Raw genomic sequence first — 19,898 nt, 5'->3', positions numbered from 1 at the left:
AACGCCTGCCCGAGCTCGGCGCGGACGAACTCGGCCAGCTGACCATCACCGCCGCCCCCGGCGTCCTCGCCCACACCGAAACCCCCACCGGCATCTTCTGACCGGGCGCTTCGCGCCCGCCGCCGCGCTGCCGCCGCGCTCGTCAGGACGGTCGTTGCGGGTCCTGCGCGGCACGCACTCGCAGGAACCGCCGTCACGCGTGCCGTTCGTGCTGCGATCGGGGCATCCACGGTGAGTCGACCTGCTGGGCGGGCCACCCGCGGCGGCGGAGGTTCGCGGCGATCCGGCCCACGAGCTCGGCGGGACGGCGGAGATCGGCCTGCGTGACCTCCGTCACGTGATGGCCGAGCGCCTCGAGTTCCGCCTCGCGCGTGCGATCGCGCCGCCATTGGCGCAGGTCGGTCCGGTGATGATCGCCCTGGTACTCGAGGATCTCGCCGTACTCGTCGAACATCAGGTCGACCCGTGCGATGAACCGGCCGTTGCCGTCTCGCACCGTCACGTTGGCACGCGGTCGTGGGAGCCCGGCGAGCATCACGATGGCTCGCAGTTCGGACTCCTTCGGAGACTCGCTGCCCGGGTCCAGCATCTCGAGCGCGGTGGCCAGCTTGCGATGCAGACGCCGGTCGGGGTGGCGTCGCGCCGATGCGGTGAGCTGATCGATGCCGACAGCCCGAACCGCCGCATCCCCGCTTGCGACGAGCTGCGGGACATCCAGCGTCCGCGCGAGCTCGCACCAGGTGCGAGGAAGGGTCGTGACTCGGATGTCGTCCAGGCGAACGACTTCCGGCTCGATGATCCGGAGGCTGCGCGCCACCACCCCTCGTCGGCGAGCCGCGCGCATCGGCGCGGGTACCGCGAGCTCCAGTCGCCCTGCGAGGGCTCCGGGGATGGGCAGGCCGTGCAACAGCGCGGCGCTCGTGCCGGTGGCGAAGGCGCGCGGGTGCAGCACGGCGAGCACCGTTCGGGTGCGTTCGGCACTCGAGTGGTCCAAGGGAATCCGTGCACCCCGCGTCGGGGCCACCAGGTCAGATGCGCGGAGCCGGGACGCCGTCACGCCCGCATCCCGTGCGCGCTGCACCGTGAATCCGTTCGACCGCAGGTCGTCGGGAAGCGGGGCTCGTCGCGTCATCCGTCGAGCGTCGCCGCTCCCGCACGCCTCGTGGCCGCGATCCCTGCTCGCGGCTCCGGTCGAGCCTTCATCCGGCCAGTGGAGGACGGCCCCGCCGCCCCGCACCACCCGGGCCGGCCGCTCGTCAGGACGGTCGTTGCGGGTGCAACGCGCCTGAGACCCGCAACGACTGTCGTCACGGGGCGGTCTCGCCGGCACGGGGACGGGCGCGCGAGCGCGCCGCCGGGGGCCTAGGCTGAGGTGGCGGTCGCGACGCGGCGACCGTCGTCCCGCAAGCCCCACGAGGAGCACGATGAGCGAGCAGACCCCGCAGACCGACGCGCCGCAGATCTACAAGGGCCTGGCCGGCGTCCACGTCGACTACACCGCGATCTCGAAGGTGAACCCCGAGACGAACTCGCTGCTCTACCGCGGCTACCCGGTGCAGGAGCTCGCGGCATCGGTGACCTTCGAGGAGGTCGCCTACCTGCTCTGGAACGGCGAGCTGCCCGACGACGCGCAGCTCGCGGAGTTCGAGGAGCTGGAGCGAAGCCACCGGGGCCTCGACCACGAGGTCAAGCGGATCATCGACGAGCTGCCGCTCACCGCGCACCCCATGGACGTCGTGCGCACCGCGATCAGCGTGATCGGCGCGAGCGACCCCGCGACCCCCGACGACTCGCGCGAGGCGAACCTCGAGAAGTCGATCCGGCTGTTCGCGAAGCTCCCGTCGATCGTCACCTACGACCAGCGCCGACGTCACGAGCTCGACTTCGTCGAGCCGAACAACGACCTCGGCTACTCGGCCAACTTCCTCTGGCAGGCGTTCGGCGAGACGCCCGAGCTCGCGGTCGTGAACGCGTTCGACACGTCGATGATCCTGTACGCGGAGCACTCGTTCAACGCCTCGACCTTCACCGCGCGCGTGATCGCGTCGACCCTGTCCGACCTCTACTCGGCGATCACGGGCGCCGTCGGCGCCCTCAAGGGCCCGCTCCACGGCGGCGCCAACGAGGCCGTCATGCACGCGTTCGACGAGATCGGCATGGGAGACGGCTCGTCCGAGCGGGCGGTGGAGTGGCTGGATGCCGCGCTGGCCGAGAAGCGCAAGATCATGGGCTTCGGCCACCGCGTGTACAAGCACGGCGACTCGCGCGTGCCGACGATGCGCGATGCGCTCGAGCGGATGGTCGAGCACTACGACCGCCCGGACATCCTCGACCTGTACTCGGCGCTCGAGGAGGCGATGGACGAGCGCAAGGGCATCAAGCCGAACCTCGACTACCCGGCGGGCCCGACCTACCACCTGATGGGCTTCGACACGGAGACCTTCACGCCGCTCTTCGTGGCCAGCCGGGTCACCGGGTGGACGGCGCACGTCATGGAGCAGCTCGGCTCGAACGCGCTCATCCGTCCGCTGTCGGTGTACGACGGCCCGGGTGAGCGTCACGTGCCGGCCAAGGGCAACGCGTCCGGCGAGGGCTGAGCCGCGGCGGGGGCGGCCCGCCGATCGCCGACGGCTTCGCGCCGACCGACAACGCCACGCCGCGGCGCCCGCCGTCGCACTGTGCGCGCCCACGAACGTGCGGATGTCCACGATGGTTCGCCAATATCCTCGTTGACCATGCACATGCTCTTCCGGACGCTGCTCCACGTGCTGTTCCTGGCCCGGCGCAAGCCCGACCTCGGCCACTGGGACATCGCACGCACCCGGTTCATCACCCTGCCGACCGATCTCGACATCAACCGGCACATGAACAACGGCGTGTACTTCTCGATCATGGACGTCGCCCGGTTCGACATGCTCGTGCGCAACGGCGTCTTCGGCATGATGCGCGAGCGCGGCTGGTACCCGGTCGTGGCGAGCGAGACGATCACGTTCCGCAAGTCGCTGAAGCTGTGGCAGCGGTTCACGATCGAGTCCCGACTGCTCGGCTACGACGAGCGCGCCGTGTACGTCGAGCACCGGGTCGTCCGGCCCGGCGCCGACGGCGAGCCCGAGGTCTACGTCCGTGCGTTCATCCGCGCTCGGTTCCTGCGGAACGAGGGCGGCACCGTCCCGGTCTCCGAGCTCATCGAGACGTTCGGCGCACCGCCCGCCGACGACGAGCTGCCCGAGTGGATCGTGCGCTGGGGCGAGGACGTCGCGCTGCCGTCGACCCGCTCGGCGGCGCCGTCGGTCTGGGGCTGACGCCCGCGGCACGCGCTGCGCGACGCACGCGGCGACGCACGCCGCGACGCTAGGAGCGCGCCTTCATCGGGACGACGACCTCCTTGATGATGAGCAGGATGCCCGCGGCGACCGGGATGGCGACGAGCGCGCCGCCGAGGCCCGCGAGCGTGCCGCCGGCGAGGGCCGCGATGAGCACGATGGAGCCGGGCACCTGGACGGCCCGGCTCATCACGCGCGGGGTCAGGATGTACGCCTCCACCTGCATGTAGATCAGCATGGCGACGAGCACGATCACCGCGGCCGTCGGCGAGACGAAGAGGGCGATGACCGTCATGAACACGGTCGTCAGGACGGTTCCGATGAGCGGGATGAGCGTGATGAAGAACGCGGCGACCGCGATCACGAGCGCGAACGGCACGCCGACGAGCACGAGCAGGATGAGGCTGTAGGTGGCGTTCAGGAACGCGAGCACGACCATGCCGCTGAGGTAGCGTCCGACGTTCTGCATGATCCGCTCGGCGTAGTCGACGACGCGCTCGCGGTGCGAGGCCGAGATCAGCGTGTAGATCGCGGCCTTGGACGAGTCGAGGGTGGCCATGAAGTAGATGGTCAGGATGAAGACGAAGAACGCCGTGGAGATGCCGCCGATGATGGCGAAGCCGACGTCGAGCGCGCCGCCGCCGACGGTGGCCCACGTGTTCGGGTCGGTGACGGTGTCGACGAACCACTGGTACACGTTCGCGAGGAGCCCGTCGGAGTCGCCGGAGAGCTGCTTGAACCAGTCCTGGTCCTGCATGTTCGCATAGAGCTCGGGGAGCGACCGGATGAACTCCGCCGCCTGCGTGATGACGAGCGGGAGCACCAGCCAGAGCATGCCGCCGATCACGAGCACGAAGATGATGATGACCGTCACGATCGCCCAGCCGCGCTTCATCCCGCGGCGCTGGAACCAGCGCACAAGCGGGTCGAGGCCGAGGGTGACGAACACGGCGGCGAACACCGAGAAGACGACGCCGGCGAGGCTGATCAGCATGCTCGCCAGGGCGAGCGTGACGAGGACGCCGGCCGAGACGACGATGCCCCACGTGAACGGGTGGTTCGCCATCATGCCGCCGGGCTCGCGGACGGGGGACCCTGGTTGCCGCGGGGTCTCGGTCGTGCGAGCCCGTCGTTGGATGGCCTTCACGCGCGTCAGCCTAGACCCGCGCCCGAATCCGCCGCGGGACTCTCGGCCCGCGCGTCCGCTACCGTCCGGTCGGGTCGGGGGCGATCGCGCCCTCGGGCACGTGGAGGGCGCGGTAGGTGTCGACCAGGCCGGGGTCGTAGGCCGACCATTCTGGCATCGACCCGTGGCTGCGCACGGCGGAGAACCGGTCGAGGTAGTAATCCCATCCGGGTCCGGCCGAGGTCGCGTCGGCGGGCGTGCGCAGTCGCTGGCCGAGGGTGAGGGTGGTCATGCCGCCCGCCTCGCGCAGGTGGCAGAACACCCGTACCGACAGGTCGCCCTCGCCGATGTCGGCCCGGAAGCCGTGCGGCGCATCGCACTCGAGGATCGACGTGTTCTGCCACTCGGCGTCTTCGCCCGCCATCCGGAACCGCACGGCGCCCGTCGATGGGGTGCCCGTGTACGTGCCGATCCACGCCTGCATCGCCGACGGATTGGTCAGGGTGAACCAGACCTCCTCGATCGGGGAGTGGTAGAGCCGGTCGAACTGGAGGTAGAGGCCGTCGTCCTTGCGAACGTAGTGGCCGGTCGCCCGAGTGATGGTCATCGTCGCCCCCTGCGCGTCGTCCTGTCCTTCAGGCTAATCCGGGCGTGGTCGGAGGGCTAGAGTGGCGCGCATGAGCAACCGGGCTTCCTCGCAGCAGTCCCACGACGAGCACACGCTCCAGATCGGCGACCGCCACAGCGGATTGTGGGGGTGGTTCAGCGGCATCATCGTGTTCGCGCTGATCGCGGTCCCGCTGAGCGCCGCGTTCGCCTTCGCCACGAACCCCGGCACGCAGCAGCTCTTCGCGGGCCGGCTCTCCGACGCGACGACGGGCGGCTACCAGGCGTTCTGGTGGGTGGTGACGCTGCTGCTGCTCGCCCTGCCCGTGCTCGTGGGCTACGGCGTGGCCCGCATGTCGGGCCGTGCGCTCGTCATCGTCGGCGCCGTCGTGGCCCTGTTCGTCGTCGCGATCATGATCCTCGGCCAGCTCTTCGTCTTCTAGCCGGGACGGCGCCGCCGCGGCGCGGCGACGCGCTCTGCCCTCGGCGGCCTCGAGCACGGCCATCGCGGCGTTGTGCCCGCCGATGCCGCTGACCGCGCCGCCGCGCACCGCGCCGGAACCGCAGACGACGATCCGCGGATGTCTCGTCGCGACGCCCCAGCGCTCGGCCGGCGTCGCCAGGGGCGCGCCCGGCTCCGCCCACGGCCACGAGAGCGGCCCGTGGAAGATGTCGCCGCCCGGCATGTTGAGCGCGTGCTCGAGGTCGCGGGTCGTCTTGACCTCGATGCAGGGCATCCCGTCGGCGTCGGCGGCGATCACGTCCGCGATCGGCTCGCCGAGCACCGAGTCGAGCGACGCCAGAACCGCGTCGCGGAGGCGGTCGCGCAGCTCGTCGTTGCCGATCGCGTCGACGAGCCGGTCCGGCACGTGCAGTCCGAACACGGTCAGGGTCTGCGCGTCGGAGTCGGCGAGTTCCGGGCCGAGGATGCTCCGGTCGCTCAGCGTGTGGCAGTAGATCTCGCAGGGCAGCGGGTCGGGGACCTCGCCGCTCGCGGCGCGACGGTAGGCCTGCGCGAGCTGGGTGCCGAGCTCGTTGATGTGGAACGTGCCCGCGAACGCGTGCTCGGGCGCGACCCGGTCATCGGCGAGGCGCGGGAGGCGCGTGAGCAGCAGGTTCACCTTCACCTGCGCCCCCTCCGGGAGGACGGCGCGGGCGAGGCGGCGCTCGGCCCCGGCGTCGAGCGGCACGCGGTCGTCGCCGGACGGTCGCTCGTCGCGCGGGGCGATGCCCGCGGCATCCGTTCCGCCGCCCGGCTCGGCGCCGGTCGCGCCGCCCGCGCCCACGAGCGCCGGCGCTCGCCGGTCGGCGGCGGCCGCGACGAGGCGCTCGAGCACCGCCGGCGCGACCCCCGCCAGCACGGTGCGGGCGCGCGTCGTCCATTCCACGTCGCCCTCGCGCCAGTGCACCTCGCCGGACCCACCGTCGATCGAGACGACCTCGGCCTCGGTGCGCAGCACGGCGCCCGCATCGCGCGCGGCCCGCGCGAGCTCGCCGGAGACGGCGCCCATGCCGCCGACCGGCACGTCCCAGTCGCCGGAGCCGCCGCCGATGACGTGGTACAGGAAGCAGCGGTTCGCGGCGAGCGACGGGTCGTCGAGGTCGGTGAACGTACCGATGAGGCCGTCGGTCGCGACGACGCCGCGCACGAGGTCGTCGGTGAACCGCGCGTCGATCGTCTCGCCGAGGGGCTGCTCGACGAACGCCCGCCAGACGCGGTCGTCGCCGACGAGCGTGCGGGCCTCGTCCCTGGTCGGGAGCGGTTCGGTGAGGGTCGGGAAGAGCGCCCGCGCGACGTGCTCGGTGTCGGCGTACAGCTCGCGCCACGCGTCGGCGTCGTCGGCCGCGCCGACCCGGTCGAATGCGTCGCGAGCGGCCGCGGCATCCGCTTCGACGTCGACGAGGAGCCCGCGCGACGGGTCGCGCGGGTCGGGCGTGTAGGAGGAGAAGCGACGGCGGACGAGGCGGATGTCGAGGCCGAGGTCGTCCACGATGCGGCGGGGGAGCAGGCTCACGAGGTAGGAGTACCGGCTCAGGCGGGCGTCGACGCCGGGGAACGCCTCGGCCGAGACCGCGGCGCCGCCGAGGTGATCGTCGCGTTCCAGCAGCAGCACGCGCCGCCCGGCGCGAGCGAGGTAGGCGGCCGCGGTCAGGCCGTTGTGGCCGCCGCCGACGACGACGACGTCCTGTTCGGGTGCGCCGGCGGGCAGGGGCGGTCCGGCAGGGTGCGCATCGGTGGGCATCCCCCGAGCGTAGACGAGGGTGCCGTCCACTGCCGGGCGGTACCGCGACGCGTGAGCGGCGGGATCAGCCGCTGCGCTCGAGCGTCCCGATCGGCGACCCGTCGGCGCCGAGGATCGTCATGGTGTCGTCCGCGACATCCGCCGCGCTCATGCCCGAGAGCCAGTCGTCGACGCCGTCGCACGCCTTCCGGGTCGTCGCGACGTTCTCGAACTCGACCTGGTCGGCCTCGTTCACCGACCAGGTGCCGGTGAGCTGGTTGCAGCCGTCGGTGCCCGAGACGTCACCGCCCTCGTCGAGCGTGAGGGATGGCGAGCCCTGCGCCGATGCATCGCCCCACGTGCCGGTCGGATCGATGTCGCCCCCGGTGTCCTCGCCGGAGACCCCGCTGCATCCCGTGAACGCGAGCGAGGCCGCCAGCACCCCCATGCCGATGACGAGCCTGTACCTGCTGGTCATGGTCGCAGCGTAGTCCGGCGTGGCCGGTGCCGTCACCTCGCGCAGCCGGGCGCGGCGGATCCGCGTCAGTCGTGGGTGGGCGGCGGTTCGCTGCGGGCGGCGGCGCGAGCGAGCGCGTCCCGGGCGGCGACCACGGCCGGTCGGCGGGCCGCGGCCCGCCTCGTGGAGGAGAAGACCTCGCGGTGCGGATCGCCGGGCAGGCTCGCGAGCTGCACGCTCGCGCGTTCCCCGGCCCACACGAGGTCGGGGATCAGCCCGACCGCGTTGCCGGAGCGGATGAGGCGGATGTGCGCCATGAGGTCGGCGGTCTCGAAGCGCACGTCGGGTTCGAACCCGGCCTGGCGGCAGAGCTGCTCGGCCCATTCGCGCGAGGCGGTGCCGCGGGGCTCGAGCACCCAGGGGCGGTCGGCGGCGGCCGCGAGCCCGTCGTCGACGACGAGGCGCAGCAGGTCGGTCGGGGCGTCCTGCGGCAGCGCCGCGGCGATGGGATCGCTGCGGCGGAGCCCGCGTCGGCGCGCGGACGGATGCGGCGGCAGGCCGAGCCGGATCGCGTCGCGCGCCAGGGGCACCCGGTCGAGCTCGGGGTGCAGGGGCCGGGTGTGCCCGGGGTACTGCTCGGCGATGACGAGGTCGAAGTCGCGCGCGGCCACGTCGAACAGCGCGATCTCGGGTTCGCGCTCGGTGACCTCGACGCGCAGCGACGGGTGCTCGGCGGCGAGCAGCGTGAGCGCCTGCGGCACGACCGCGTGCGCCGCGGACTGGAAGACCGCGATCCGGACGGTGCCGCCGACCGTCGTGAGCGATCGCGCGACGTCGGCCTCGGCCTCCTCGAGGCGTTCGAGGACGGCCTGGGCGTGGCCGACCAGCAGTTCGGCCTGCGGGGTGAGCTGCACCCGTCGGCCCACCTGCACGAGCAGCGGCACGCCGGCCTCCTTCTCGAGCTGGCTGAGCTGCTGCGAGACCGACGAGGGACTGTACGAGAGGGCCTCGGCGACCGCGGTGAGCGTGCCGCGCTGGCTGAGTTCGACGAGGAGGCGGAGGCGTCGGACGTCGAGCATGTGCGGCCTCCTCTCGCGTCATCCGGTGGTCGTTCGGCGCGGCGGGCGGGACGGCGGCCGAATGTTCGGGAAACATGAACAGTATGCATCGGATTCATTCGCTGTACTGAACGGAAAGCGAGGCGCACACTGGAGGTGCCGGGCGTGCACCACCCCCGCGCGCCCACCCCGAGACCGAAGGACATCGCAGTCGTGAGCACTTCGAAGCTGATCGCGGACGTCGTCCCCGACACCGACCACGTCATCGCGCTCGTCGAGCGCTGGCTCGCCGAGAGCGAGCACCACCCCGTCGACCCCGCAGCGCAGCGGCTCGCCGGCGTGCTGAAGGACCCGAACGGCCTGGCCTTCACCGTCGGCTTCGTCGACGGCGTCATGCGCCCCGAGGACCTCGGCGTCGCCGGCCGCAACCTCGCCGAGGTCGCGAAGCTGACGCCGAAGTTCCTGCCCGCCTACCTCAAGGCCGCCATCCGCCTCGGCGGCGCGATGGCCCCCGCGTTCCCCTGGCTGGTGATCCCGATCGCCCGCCGCGTGCTGCGTGCGATGGTCGGTCACCTCGTGCTCGACGCCACGCCGGCCAAGCTCGGCCCGGCGATCGCGAAGCTCCGCGAGACCGGCAACCGCCTGAACCTCAACCTGCTCGGCGAGGCCGTGCTCGGCGAGCACGAGGCCGACCGCCGCCTGCAGGGCACCTACGACTTCCTCGCGCGCGAGGACGTCGACTACGTCTCGATCAAGGTGTCGAGCGTCGTCAGCCAGCTCTCGATGTGGTCGTTCGACGAGGCCGTCGAGAAGGTCACCGCGAAGCTCACGCCGCTGTACGAACTCGCGGCGAAGGGCGCGGCCGAGGGCCGGGCGAAGTTCATCAACCTCGACATGGAGGAGTACCGCGACCTCGACCTCACGATCGCGGTCTTCAAGCGGGTCCTCGACCAGCCGCAGCTCCAGCAGCTCGAGGCCGGCATCGTGCTCCAGACCTACCTGCCCGACGCGCTCGGTGCGATGCAGGAGCTCACCGAGTGGGCGCTCGCCCGCCGTGCCGCCGGCGGCGCGCCGATCAAGGTCCGCGTCGTCAAGGGCGCCAACCTCGCCATGGAGCACGTCGACGCCGCCATCCACGACTGGCCGCTCGCGACGTACGACGTCAAGCAGGACTCCGACACCAACTACAAGCGCGTGCTGCACTGGTCGATGACGCCCGAGCGCATCGACGCCGTGAAGCTCGGCGTCGCCGGCCACAACCTCTTCGACGTCGCCCACGCGTACCTCACCGCGAAGGAGCGCGGCGTCGACCACGGCGTCGAGTTCGAGATGCTGCTCGGCATGGCGACCGGCCAGGCCGAGGCCGTCCGCGGAGACGTCGGGCGCCTGCTGCTCTACACGCCCGTCGTGAACCCGACCGAGTTCGACGTGGCGATCGCCTACCTGATCCGCCGCCTCGAGGAGAACGCGAGCCAGGACAACTTCATGTCGGCCGTGTTCGAGCTCTCGACGCACCGCGGCCTGTTCGAGCGCGAGCGCGACCGCTACCTGCGCTCGCTCGCCGCACTCGAGGGCGAGGACGCCGACGCCCCCGCCCCGGCGCCGAACCGCACCCAGAACCGACGCACCGAGTGGGACGAGCGCGACGTCGCCGATCTCAGCAGCACGGTGACCGGCGCCCCGGCACCGGGCGACGAGCACGAGGGCTCGCTCACGAGCGTCGTGCTCGGCATCACCCGCGGCTCCGGTGCCGACGGGCTCGTGACCGACGACGAGGTCGCCGCGCTGTCCGGCCCCGGCGTCACCCCCGGGTTCCGCAACGAGGCCGACACCGACCCGGCGCTCGCCGCCAACCGCGACTGGGGCCGCCGCATCCTCGAGCGCGTGCCCACCTCGACCCTCGGCGTCGACATCCTCCGGGCGAACCGGATCGAGACGGCCGACGAGCTCGAGCAGCTCATGGCGGCCGTGACCGAGCGCGCCGCGGCCTGGGGCGCGCTCCCCGGCGACGAGCGCGCGGCGGTGCTGCACCGTGCGGGGCTCGCGCTCGCCGCGAACCGCGACCGCCTCATCGAGGTCATGGCCGCCGAGACCGGCAAGACGATCGCCGAGGCCGACCCCGAGATCAGCGAGGCCATCGACTTCGCGCACTACTACGCCGAGCGCGCCCGCGAGCTCGACCACGTGCAGGGCGCGCGCTTCGTGCCCTCGAAGCTGACCGTCGTCACCCCGCCGTGGAACTTCCCGGTCGCGATCCCGGCGGGCGGCGTGCTCGCCGCGCTCGCCGCGGGCTCGGGCGTGATCATCAAGCCCGCCAAGCTCTCGCAGCGCTCGGGCGCCATCATGGTCGAGGCGCTCTGGGAGGCCGGCATCCCGAAGGACCTGCTGGCGCTCGTCGACCTCGGCTCGCGCGAACTCGGCACCAAGCTCGTCTCCGACGAGAAGGTCGACCGCGTCATCCTCACCGGCGCGTACGAGACCGCGGAGCTGTTCCGGTCGTTCCGCAAGGACCTGCCCCTGCTCGCCGAGACGAGCGGCAAGAACGCGATCATCGTCACGCCCTCGGCCGACCTCGACCTCGCGGCGTCCGACGTCGTCAAGAGCGCGTTCGGCCACGCCGGCCAGAAGTGCTCGGCCGCCTCGCTCGTGATCCTCGTCGGCTCGGTCGCGAAGTCCGAGCGGTTCCGCCGCCAGCTCGTGGATGCCGCGACGAGCCTCCGCGTCGGCTGGCCCGAGCACCCGGCGAGCCAGATGGGCCCGATCGTCGAGCCCGCGAACGGCAAGCTCCTGCACGCTCTCACGACGCTCGGCGCCGACGAGGAGTGGCTCGTCGAGCCGCGTCAGCTCGACGAGACCGGGCGGCTCTGGTCGCCCGGCATCCGCGCGAACGTGAAGCCCGGCTCGTACTTCCACCTGACCGAGTTCTTCGGCCCGGTGCTCGGCATCATGCACGCGAAGGACCTCGACGAGGCCATCCGGTTCCAGAACGCCGTCGATTTCGGCCTCACCGCCGGACTGCACTCGCTCGACTCCGAGGAGCTCGCGACCTGGCTCGACCGCGTCGAGGCCGGCAACCTCTACGTCAACCGGGGCATCACCGGTGCGATCGTGCAGCGCCAGCCGTTCGGCGGCTGGAAGCGCTCCGCGGTGGGCGCGGGCGCCAAGGCCGGCGGCCCGAACTACCTGTTCGGCCTCGGCGACTGGGCGGCCGACGAGGCCGCGCCGAGCCGCTCGCTGCACCTGCGCGGGCTCGAGCGCCGCGTCGGCGACCTCATCGAGGCGTCGCAGTCCTCGCTCGAGTACGAGGCGTTCGAGGTGCTGCGTCGCTCGGCGCTCAGCGACGCGGTCGCCTGGGCCGACGAGTACGGCACCGTCAAGGACGTCTCGGGCCTCGGCGTCGAGCGGAACCTGTTCCGCTACCTGCCGCTCCCCGTGACCATCCGCGTGAGCGAGGACGCGACGCTGGCCGACGGGCTCCGCGTCATCGCCGCCGGCCTGCTCGCGCGGTCGCCGCTGTCGATCTCGACCGCGCACGAGCTGCCGAAGGGCGTGCGGGCACTGCTCGCCGCCCGCGAGGTCCGCGTCGTCCGCGAGGGCGATGGCGGCTGGATCACCCGAGCGGGGAAGGGCGAGGTCACCGGCCGCGTGCGCCTCGTGGGCGGGTCGGCGTCGGCGCTCGCCGAGGCGACCGGCGGCACGCCGGACCTCGCGGTCTGGTCGCACGCGGTGACCCCGTCGGGCCGCGTCGAGCTGCTGCCGTTCCTGCACGAGCAGGCGATCTCGATCACCAACCACCGCTTCGGCAACCCGACGACGATCTCGGACGATTTCATCTAGGGCTCCGGGCACGGGTGCCACGAGGGGCGGTCGCGGATGCGGCCGCCCTCGCCGCCCTTGTGCCGCCCCCGAACCTGCGCTAGACACGAGGCGGGCGCTCGCGCCCGCCTGATCCATCCGCTCGTGGGCGGATCGAACCGGGGAGGGGCTGCACGTGGCATCCACCGCCGACGCGCCGGCGCCGTCGAAGCTCGGCCTTCCCGCCCTCACGGGCATGGTCGTCGGCTCGATGGTCGGGGCGGGCGTGTTCCAGTTGCCTGCGCGGTTCGCGAGCGAGACGGGCGTGTACGGCGCGCTCATCGCCTGGTCGATCGCGGGCCTCGGCATGCTGACGCTCGCGCTCGTGTTCCAGAACCTCGCCGTGCGCAAGCCGAACCTCGACAACGGGGTCTACGTGTACGCGCGCGAGGGGTTCGGGGTCTACCCGGGCTTCCTCTCCGCGGTCGGGTACTGGGCCTCGGCGTGCGCAGGGAACGCCTTCTACTGGGTGCTCATCATGACCACCCTCTCCCAGCTCTTCCCCGACCTCGCGCCGTGGCTCGGCGAGGGCGACACCTGGCCGGCATTCCTCATCTCGGTCGCGGCGGTCTGGGGCTTCTTCCTGCTGATCCGCCGCGGCGTCCGCGAGGCGGCCGCCGTGAACTTCGTCGTCACGATCGCGAAGCTCGTGCCGCTCGCATTGTTCCTCGTGCTGGTGATCTTCTTCTTCGACTGGGACGTGTTCGTCGCCAACCTCGGCGGGGGAGAGGACCTCCCCGGCGGCGAGTCGCTGTTCCAGCAGGTGCAGGGCACGATGCTCATCACGGTCTTCGTGTTCCTCGGCATCGAGGGCGCGAGCGTGTACTCGCGCTACGCGCGCAAGCGCTCCGACGTGGGACGGGCGACGGTGCTGGGGTTCCTGTCCGTGCTCGCGCTCTTCGCGTCGGTCTCGATCCTCTCCTACGGCATCCTTCCGCGCACCGAGATCGCCGCGCTGCCGCAGCCGTCGGCGGGCGGCGTGCTCGAGGCCGCGGTCGGGCCATGGGGCGGCGCGTTCATCCGCGTCGGCCTCATCGTCTCGGTGCTGGGCGCCTACCTCGCCTGGCAGCTGCTCGCGGCCGACGTCGTCTTCGCGGCGGCGAAGGACCGGGACCTGCCGCGCACCTTCGCCCGGCTGAACTCGCGCGGGGTGCCCGAGCAGGCCGTGCTGTGGACGTCGATCCTCGTGACCGTCATCCTGTTCGCCGTGCAGTTCGTGCAGGACGCGCTCGACTTCACGCTCGACCTCACGGCGGCGCTCTCGCTCCTGCCCTACGCCCTCGCCAGCGCGTACGCGGTGAAGATCGCGGGGCAGCGCGACGGGTACGCGGATGTCGCGCCGGGCCGGCGCACGCGCGAGTTCGTGATCGCGGCGATCTCGACGGCCTACGCGATCTTCCTGATCTGGGCCGCGGGCACCGTCTTCCTCCTCCTCGCCTGCATCCTGCTCGCGCCCGCGACCGCGCTGTACGTCGTCGCGCGCCGTCAGCAGGGGGCGAGGGTGTTCACCACGCCCGGGCTCGTACTGTTCATCGGCATCCTGGCGTTCGCCGCGATCGGCGTGGTGCTCCTGACGACCGGAACCGTCCAGCTCTGATCCACGACCCGCGCGACCGCGCAGAGGAGGCACGCGATGACCGAGACGCCGAACGGGGTCCACTCCGAGGTCGGCCGGCTGCACAAGGTGCTCGTGTGCCGGCCGGGGCTCGGCCACGAGCGGCTGACGCCGAGCAACAGCGACGCGCTGCTGTTCGACGACGTGCTGTGGGTGCAGAACGCGCAGCGCGACCACGCCGACTTCGTGCAGCAGATGCGCGACCGCGAGGTCGAGGTCGTCGAGCTGCACGACCTGCTCGCCGAGACGCTCGCCGTGCCGGGCGCCCGCGACTGGCTGCTCGACCGCAAGATCGTCCCGACCGAGGTCGGCACGGGCCTCGTCGCCGACACCCGGGCGTTCCTCGACTCGCTCGACCACGCGACGCTCACCGAGTACCTCATCGGCGGGCTGTCGACCCGCGACCTGCCGGCGGAGTTCCGCTCGCCCGAGCTCGCGCTCGTGCGCGACTCGGCGGGCGTCACCGAATACCTCATGCCGCCGCTGCCGAACACGATCTACACGCGCGACACGACGTGCTGGATCTACGGCGGCCTGACCCTGAACCCGCTGTACTGGCCGGCCCGGCATGCCGAGACGATGCTGATGAAGACGATCTACGACTTCCACCCCGACTACACGGGCAGCACGATCTGGTGGGGCGACCCCGAGCAGGACTGGGGCCAGGCCACGCTCGAGGGCGGTGACGTCATGCCGGTCGGCAACGGCGTCGTGCTCATCGGCATGAGCGAGCGCACCTCGCGGCAGGCGATCACGGCCGTCGCGTCGCGCCTGTTCGAGCAGGGCGCCGCGGAGCGGGTCGTCGTCGCGGGCATGCCCAAGCTCCGCGCCGCGATGCACCTCGACACGGTCTTCACGTTCGCCGACCGCGACGTCGTGACGTACTACCCCGACATCGTCGACGGCATCCACACGTTCTCGCTCCGACCCGACGGCGACGGCGGCATCGAGGTCGCCGAGGAGCGCGGGACGTTCATCGAGGTCGTCGCCGAGTCGCTCGGCCTCGCGAAGCTCCGCGCGGTCGAACCGGGCGGCGGATGGTACGCGGGCGAGCGCCAGCAATGGGACAGCGGCAACAACGCGGTCGCCGTCGAGCCCGGCGTCGTGTTCACGTACGACCGGAACACGTACACCAACGCGCTGCTGCGCGACGCGGGGGTCGAGGTCATCGAGATCGTGGGTGCCGAGCTCGGGCGCGGGCGCGGCGGTGGGCACTGCATGACCTGCCCGATCTCGCGCGACCCGGTCGACTACTGAGCGATGGCCGTCCATGCGCCCATCGTGACGCTGACGATGAATCCCGCGCTCGACGTGTCGAGCACGGCCGATCGCGTCGTGCCCGAGCACAAGCTGCGCTGCGGGCCGAGCCGGTTCGATCCGGGCGGCGGTGGCGTGAACGTCAGCCGCGCCATCCGGAACCTCGGCGGGAGCTCGATCGCCGTCTACCCGCTCGGCGGGCCCACCGGGCAGGCGTACCGCGGGTTCATCGAGTCGGCCGGGCTCGTGGCCAGGGTCATCACGATCGCGGGCAACACCCGCGAGAGCTTCACCGTGGACGAGCGTTCGACGGGCGAGCAGTTCCGGTTCGTGCTGCAGGGTCCGACGATGCGCGAGCCCGAGTGGCGCGCGTGCCTCTCGGTCGTCGCCGACGAACTGCCGGTCGGCGGGTACCTCGTCGCCAGCGGCAGCCTGCCTCCGGGCGTGCCGGACGACTTCCTCGCGATGCTCGCCGAGGTCGCGGCCGACCACGACGTGCGGCTGGTCGTGGATGCCTCGGGGCCGCCGCTGCGGCGTGCGCTCGAGGCCGGGGTCTTCCTCATCAAGCCCAGCCGTGACGAGCTCGCCGAACTGGTCGGCGCCGAGGGCGAGCTCGAGGAGGTCGAGCTCGTCGAGGCCGCGAGGGTGCTCGTCGCGGCGGGGCGGGCGGAGGTCGTCGCACTCACGCTCGGCGCCCGCGGCGCGGTGCTCGTGACGGTCGACGCGGTGCTCCGCCTGCCCACGCCGCGGGTGCGCGTCGCGAGCGCGGTCGGCGCCGGCGACGCCTTCCTCGGGGGCCTCGTGCTGCGGCTCGCACAGGGGCGTCCGATCGACGAGGCGTTCCGCACCGCGGTCGCTGCGGGCAGCGCGACGGCGATGCAGCCGGCCACCGAGCTGTGTCGTCCCGAGGACGTCGCCCGGTTGGAGGCCGACCTCGGTGCGGCATCCTGAACCCGGCCGGCCGGCCGGTCGGCCGGGCCCGGGGCGATGGCCGTGTTCAGAGCTCCCGGATGTAGCAGAGCATCCGGTAGTCCTCGCCCGGTTCGATGTTCAGGAACCCGTGCCGCTCGTAGAACCGCCTCGTGTCGACGTCGACCTCGTCGACGTTGATGTGCATCTCGATCGCGTCGCGCTCGCGCACCTGGTCGAGCGCCGCGACGAGCAGCCGGGTGCCGATGCCCTGATCGCGCAGCGCCGGGCGCACGTACAGCTCCTCGAGCTGGGCCAGCGGGCCGTCGCCGTACGGGGTCGGCCGCAGCGTCAGGTAGGCGAATCCGACCGGATCGCGCCGCTCGGCCAGCACGACGATCACGTCCGGCCGGGCGAGCAGGTCGCGGAAGCGCGACGCGAACGCCTCCGCCGACGGGGTGGGCGACTCGAACTCCGTGTTGAAGTCGAACAGCAGTCGGCCGGTCACGTCGGCGTCGGCCACCGTCGCCCGCCGCACCTCGATTCCCTCGGAGGAGACCATGGCGCGAGCGTAGCCGAGCAGAGCCGAGCCCGCCTCAGCGATCGACCCGCGCCTCCAGCAGGCGTCGCTCAGCATCGTTCGCCGTGAGTTCCAGGGCGCACAGGTCCTCGGCCATCGCCTCGTCCCGACGGCCGAGCTGCCGGAGCATCCGCGCGCGCACGGCGTGCCAGAGGTGGTATCCCGAGAGGGCGCTTCCGAGCGCATCCACCTCGTCCAGGGCCGCCTGCGGTCCATCGACCTCGGCGAGCGCCACCGCGCGGTTCAGCCGTACGACCGGCGAGCGGTCGTACCCCAGCAGCATGTCGTAGAGCGTGAGCACCTGGGTCCAGTCGGTGTCGCCGCCGTCGCGGGTATCGGAGTGGCATGCGGCGATCGCCGCATGCAGCTGCCATCGCCCTGGGCGTCGGAGCTCGGCCGCCTTCTGGAGTACGACCTGTGCCTCGGCGATCAGTCGGCGATCCCACCGCGCCCGGTCCTGATCGGCGAGCAGGATGAGCTCGCCATCGACGGCGCGAGCCCCCTCGCGCGCTCGATGGAACAGCAGCAGCGCGAGCAGTCCGTGCGCCTCCGCCTCGCGCGGCAGTTCGTGTGCGACGACGCGCGCGAGCCACAGGGCGTCGTCGGCGAGGTCGCGGTCCGCGGCCGCGTCGCCGCCCGCGACCAGGTGGGCCTCGCTGTACATCACGGAGACGACGGTCAGGACGATGTCCAGCCGCGCGGCCCGCTCGGATCCCTCGGGGATCCGCAGGGGGATGCCGGCGGCACCGATCTTCCGCTTCGCTCGCACGATCCGCTGCGCGACCGTCGATTCCGGGGCCAGGGTGGCTCGTGCGATCTGCGCGGTCGTGAGGCCGCAGATCGCACGGAGCGTGAGAGCGAGCTGCGCGTCCGGGGAGATCGCGGCGGGGAGGCGCCGGCGTTCATCCTGGACGGGCAGAACACCCTCCTGCAGCACGTGCAGGGTCTTCCCGGAGGGGTCACCGTCAGCACGAACATCGCCAACGGCTCGCAGACCTGGTCGTACCCGAACATCCACGGCGACACCACCGTCACCGCCGACGCTGCGGGCGCCCGCAGCCCCGTGTTCCGGTACGACCCATTCGGGCAGGCCATCGACCAGACCACCGGGCTCGCCGGCACCCTGACAGCGGACGAGGCGGGGCCGGACACGCTGCCCGGTCAGGCGGATTGGGGGTGGCTCGGGCAGCATCGCAAGCTCACCGAACACGCCGGATCCATCGCGACGATCGAGATGGGCGCCCGCCAATACGTCCCCGCCCTCGGCAGGTTCCTCGAAATCGACCCCGTCGAAGGCGGCGTCACCAACAACTACGACTACCCAGCGGACCCCGTCAACAGCTTTGACCTCAGCGGGGAAATGCAGGACTGCGGTGGGTGCGCGAATGGACGAGTACAGTCGATTGCCCGGTGTGCTGCGAGTTGCGTCGGCAAGCGCGCGACTGTAGTCGCGCGCGTCATAACAGCGATGAGCACGCGACTTTGGGCAAGTGGTGCCAAACCAATCACGGATGTGCTGCGAAGGATTCGAAACATTCCTTTAAGTGTCGTCGGGAAGTCGATCGCCGTTCTCTCCGGTGCGAAATGCAGTGCGGCACCGAACGGGCTGGAAGTTTGCGGCGATGCTCGTTGGGGATACGGTGGCGGCGGAACTGCATATGGTGAGGTATTTGTAACACCACTGCCAGCGAGCACCGCAATTCGAGACACGGGTCTGATGCGGCACGAGCAGCAGCACTCAGTTCAACAGGCAGTACTCGGCAACGATATATTTGTCCTTGCGTATTTTGGTAACATGGCGGTAGTCGGATTGGATCAATGTTCGAATGTTTTCGAAGCTAATGCGGGCTTCGCCGACGGGCATTACGATGCCTGCATATAGCGTGGCAAAGTCCCTCGCGATTGCGGGAGTTGTTCTTCTCATGAGCGGATGCGGCGAGTTGCGAGTTTCGCCGCCAGAACCAATCGCGATCCGATCCGGATCCGACGGAATTGAGGCCGTGGCATGTGTAGTCATCCACGCCACCGAAATCGAGTTTGGGGTTCGAGGCGCGAAGACTGACGACGATTGGACGATCTTCGGATCCTACTCCGGTGATGCCGTCGTCCAGCCCGGCACTGTTGTTTCCCCGTTGATGCTGCCAGATGGGTTTGACAATGGGCAGATCGCGCCGATCGAGACAGAAGGAGTCGAAGACGTGTACGTACAGATTCTAGGTATCGATAGATCGCTAACCTCATACTTTGGAGACGTGCCGTGGGACGATCTCGGGGGCGCCTGGTTCTACACGGATGGAAGTACCTCTACCACCGCATGTGCGCCCTTCCAAAATGATTAGGTAAAAGATCAATTCCCCGATCCTCAGTTGGTTGCGAAAGAAGGATCGAGGAAGGCGCATCCTGATATTGGCGGATCGAAGCCGGTAATGTCACTTGGCCTCGAGTTATGGAAGAATTCACCGCTAGTGTCGCGTTTCTGAAGTTGGTTGATGGTTCGCTTTCTTGAGGATCTGCTCCGGGGTCTTGGTCCAGACGAACGGGTGTTTGCGGTCGTTCCAGCCCGTGATGAATTGCCGGATCTTCGCGTTCAGGTCCTTCACGGACGTGAACACGCCGCGGCGGATCGCCTGCCGGTCGATGATCCCGAACCACACCTCCACGAGGTTCAGCCAGGATCCCGAGGTCGGTGTGAAATGCACGGTGAACCTCGGGTGCTTCTCGAGCCAGGCCTTCACTTCCGGTGTCTTGTGCGTGACATAGTTGTCCATCACCAGGTGCAGGTCCTGGTCTGTGATTCGGCCTGGGTTTCGTTCCTATCGGTTTCCCTGTCGGGCGGTTGCCGCCAGGCCTGATTCTTGGTCAGCGTAGTAGGCCTGCTCGACCTCGATCG

The 19,898-nt window shown here is 70.8% G+C and carries 14 protein-coding genes and 2 pseudogenes; 7 read left to right on the top strand and 9 right to left on the bottom strand.

The features are described 5' to 3' along the window. Positions 1-193 precede the first annotated feature (193 nt). Positions 194-994, bottom strand: a complete 801-nt coding sequence (locus tag ABME01_RS15380; protein ID WP_353829305.1) for a putative endonuclease domain-containing protein — start codon at positions 992-994, stop codon at positions 194-196. A gap of 430 nt (positions 995-1,424) precedes the next feature. Between ABME01_RS15380 and ABME01_RS15375 the strand changes: the two genes are divergently transcribed. Further along, complete coding sequence (locus ABME01_RS15375) at positions 1,425-2,597, top strand: bifunctional 2-methylcitrate synthase/citrate synthase (protein ID WP_353829304.1); 1,173 nt, start codon at positions 1,425-1,427, stop codon at positions 2,595-2,597. A 138-nt stretch (positions 2,598-2,735) separates the two neighbouring features. Continuing rightward, the gene (locus tag ABME01_RS15370) at positions 2,736-3,302 is read left to right on the top strand and encodes an acyl-CoA thioesterase (RefSeq protein ID WP_353829303.1); all 567 of its coding nucleotides are present in this window, start codon (positions 2,736-2,738) and stop codon (positions 3,300-3,302) included. A gap of 49 nt (positions 3,303-3,351) precedes the next feature. Here ABME01_RS15370 and ABME01_RS15365 read toward each other — a convergent pair whose 3' ends face one another. From ABME01_RS15365 to ABME01_RS15345, 5 genes and pseudogenes are all read right to left on the bottom strand, one after another. Further along, complete coding sequence (locus tag ABME01_RS15365) at positions 3,352-4,470, bottom strand: AI-2E family transporter (RefSeq protein ID WP_353829302.1); 1,119 nt, start codon at positions 4,468-4,470, stop codon at positions 3,352-3,354. Between the two features lie 58 nt (positions 4,471-4,528). Beyond that, complete coding sequence (locus ABME01_RS15360; RefSeq protein WP_353829301.1) at positions 4,529-5,056, bottom strand: SRPBCC domain-containing protein; 528 nt, start codon at positions 5,054-5,056, stop codon at positions 4,529-4,531. Positions 5,057-5,546: 490 nt separating this feature from the next. Next, a pseudogene (locus tag ABME01_RS15355) lies at positions 5,547-7,298 on the bottom strand (phytoene desaturase family protein); the annotation flags it as partial. 64 nt (positions 7,299-7,362) lie between these two features. Beyond that, on the bottom strand, positions 7,363-7,755 hold the full coding sequence (locus ABME01_RS15350; protein ID WP_353829300.1) for an META domain-containing protein: 393 nt from the start codon (positions 7,753-7,755) through the stop codon (positions 7,363-7,365). A gap of 65 nt (positions 7,756-7,820) precedes the next feature. After that, complete coding sequence (locus ABME01_RS15345) at positions 7,821-8,813, bottom strand: LysR family transcriptional regulator (protein ID WP_353829299.1); 993 nt, start codon at positions 8,811-8,813, stop codon at positions 7,821-7,823. A 192-nt stretch (positions 8,814-9,005) separates the two neighbouring features. Between ABME01_RS15345 and ABME01_RS15340 the strand changes: the two genes are divergently transcribed. From ABME01_RS15340 to ABME01_RS15325, 4 genes are all read left to right on the top strand, one after another. After that, positions 9,006-12,629 carry a proline dehydrogenase family protein gene (locus ABME01_RS15340; protein ID WP_353829298.1) on the top strand — a complete coding sequence of 1,208 codons (3,624 nt, stop codon included), beginning with the start codon at positions 9,006-9,008 and terminating at the stop codon, positions 12,627-12,629. 154 nt (positions 12,630-12,783) lie between these two features. Next, positions 12,784-14,244 (top strand): basic amino acid/polyamine antiporter, encoded by a 1,461-nt coding sequence (locus ABME01_RS15335; RefSeq protein ID WP_353829297.1) that lies wholly within the window; start codon positions 12,784-12,786, stop codon positions 14,242-14,244. Positions 14,245-14,280: 36 nt separating this feature from the next. Then, complete coding sequence (locus ABME01_RS15330; RefSeq protein WP_353829296.1) at positions 14,281-15,519, top strand: arginine deiminase; 1,239 nt, start codon at positions 14,281-14,283, stop codon at positions 15,517-15,519. Positions 15,520-15,522: 3 nt separating this feature from the next. Further along, a complete protein-coding gene (locus tag ABME01_RS15325) occupies positions 15,523-16,470 on the top strand; it encodes a 1-phosphofructokinase family hexose kinase (RefSeq protein WP_353829295.1) in 948 nt (315 codons plus the stop codon). Between the two features lie 46 nt (positions 16,471-16,516). On the opposite strand, the gene ABME01_RS15320 is transcribed toward ABME01_RS15325, so the two are convergent. Both ABME01_RS15320 and ABME01_RS15315 read right to left on the bottom strand, forming a co-directional pair. After that, on the bottom strand, positions 16,517-16,990 hold the full coding sequence (locus ABME01_RS15320; protein WP_353829294.1) for a GNAT family N-acetyltransferase: 474 nt from the start codon (positions 16,988-16,990) through the stop codon (positions 16,517-16,519). Positions 16,991-17,024: 34 nt separating this feature from the next. Beyond that, on the bottom strand, positions 17,025-17,945 hold the full coding sequence (locus ABME01_RS15315; protein ID WP_353829293.1) for an RNA polymerase sigma factor: 921 nt from the start codon (positions 17,943-17,945) through the stop codon (positions 17,025-17,027). Here ABME01_RS15315 and ABME01_RS15310 point away from each other — a divergent pair, their 5' ends adjacent. After that, positions 17,946-18,890: an RHS repeat-associated core domain-containing protein gene (locus tag ABME01_RS15310; protein WP_353829292.1), complete on the top strand. Its 945-nt coding sequence runs from the start codon at positions 17,946-17,948 to the stop codon at positions 18,888-18,890. A gap of 580 nt (positions 18,891-19,470) precedes the next feature. Here ABME01_RS15310 and ABME01_RS15305 read toward each other — a convergent pair. Beyond that, positions 19,471-19,788, bottom strand: a pseudogene (locus tag ABME01_RS15305) (transposase); the annotation flags it as partial. Positions 19,789-19,898 lie beyond the last annotated feature (110 nt).

Origin of the sequence: Agromyces litoreus (assembly GCF_040496015.1) — a bacterium.
Taxonomy (GTDB): domain Bacteria; phylum Actinomycetota; class Actinomycetes; order Actinomycetales; family Microbacteriaceae; genus Agromyces; species Agromyces litoreus.
The sequence above is the reverse complement of the archived record's forward strand: the minus strand, read 5'-3'. Positions and strand labels throughout refer to the sequence as shown.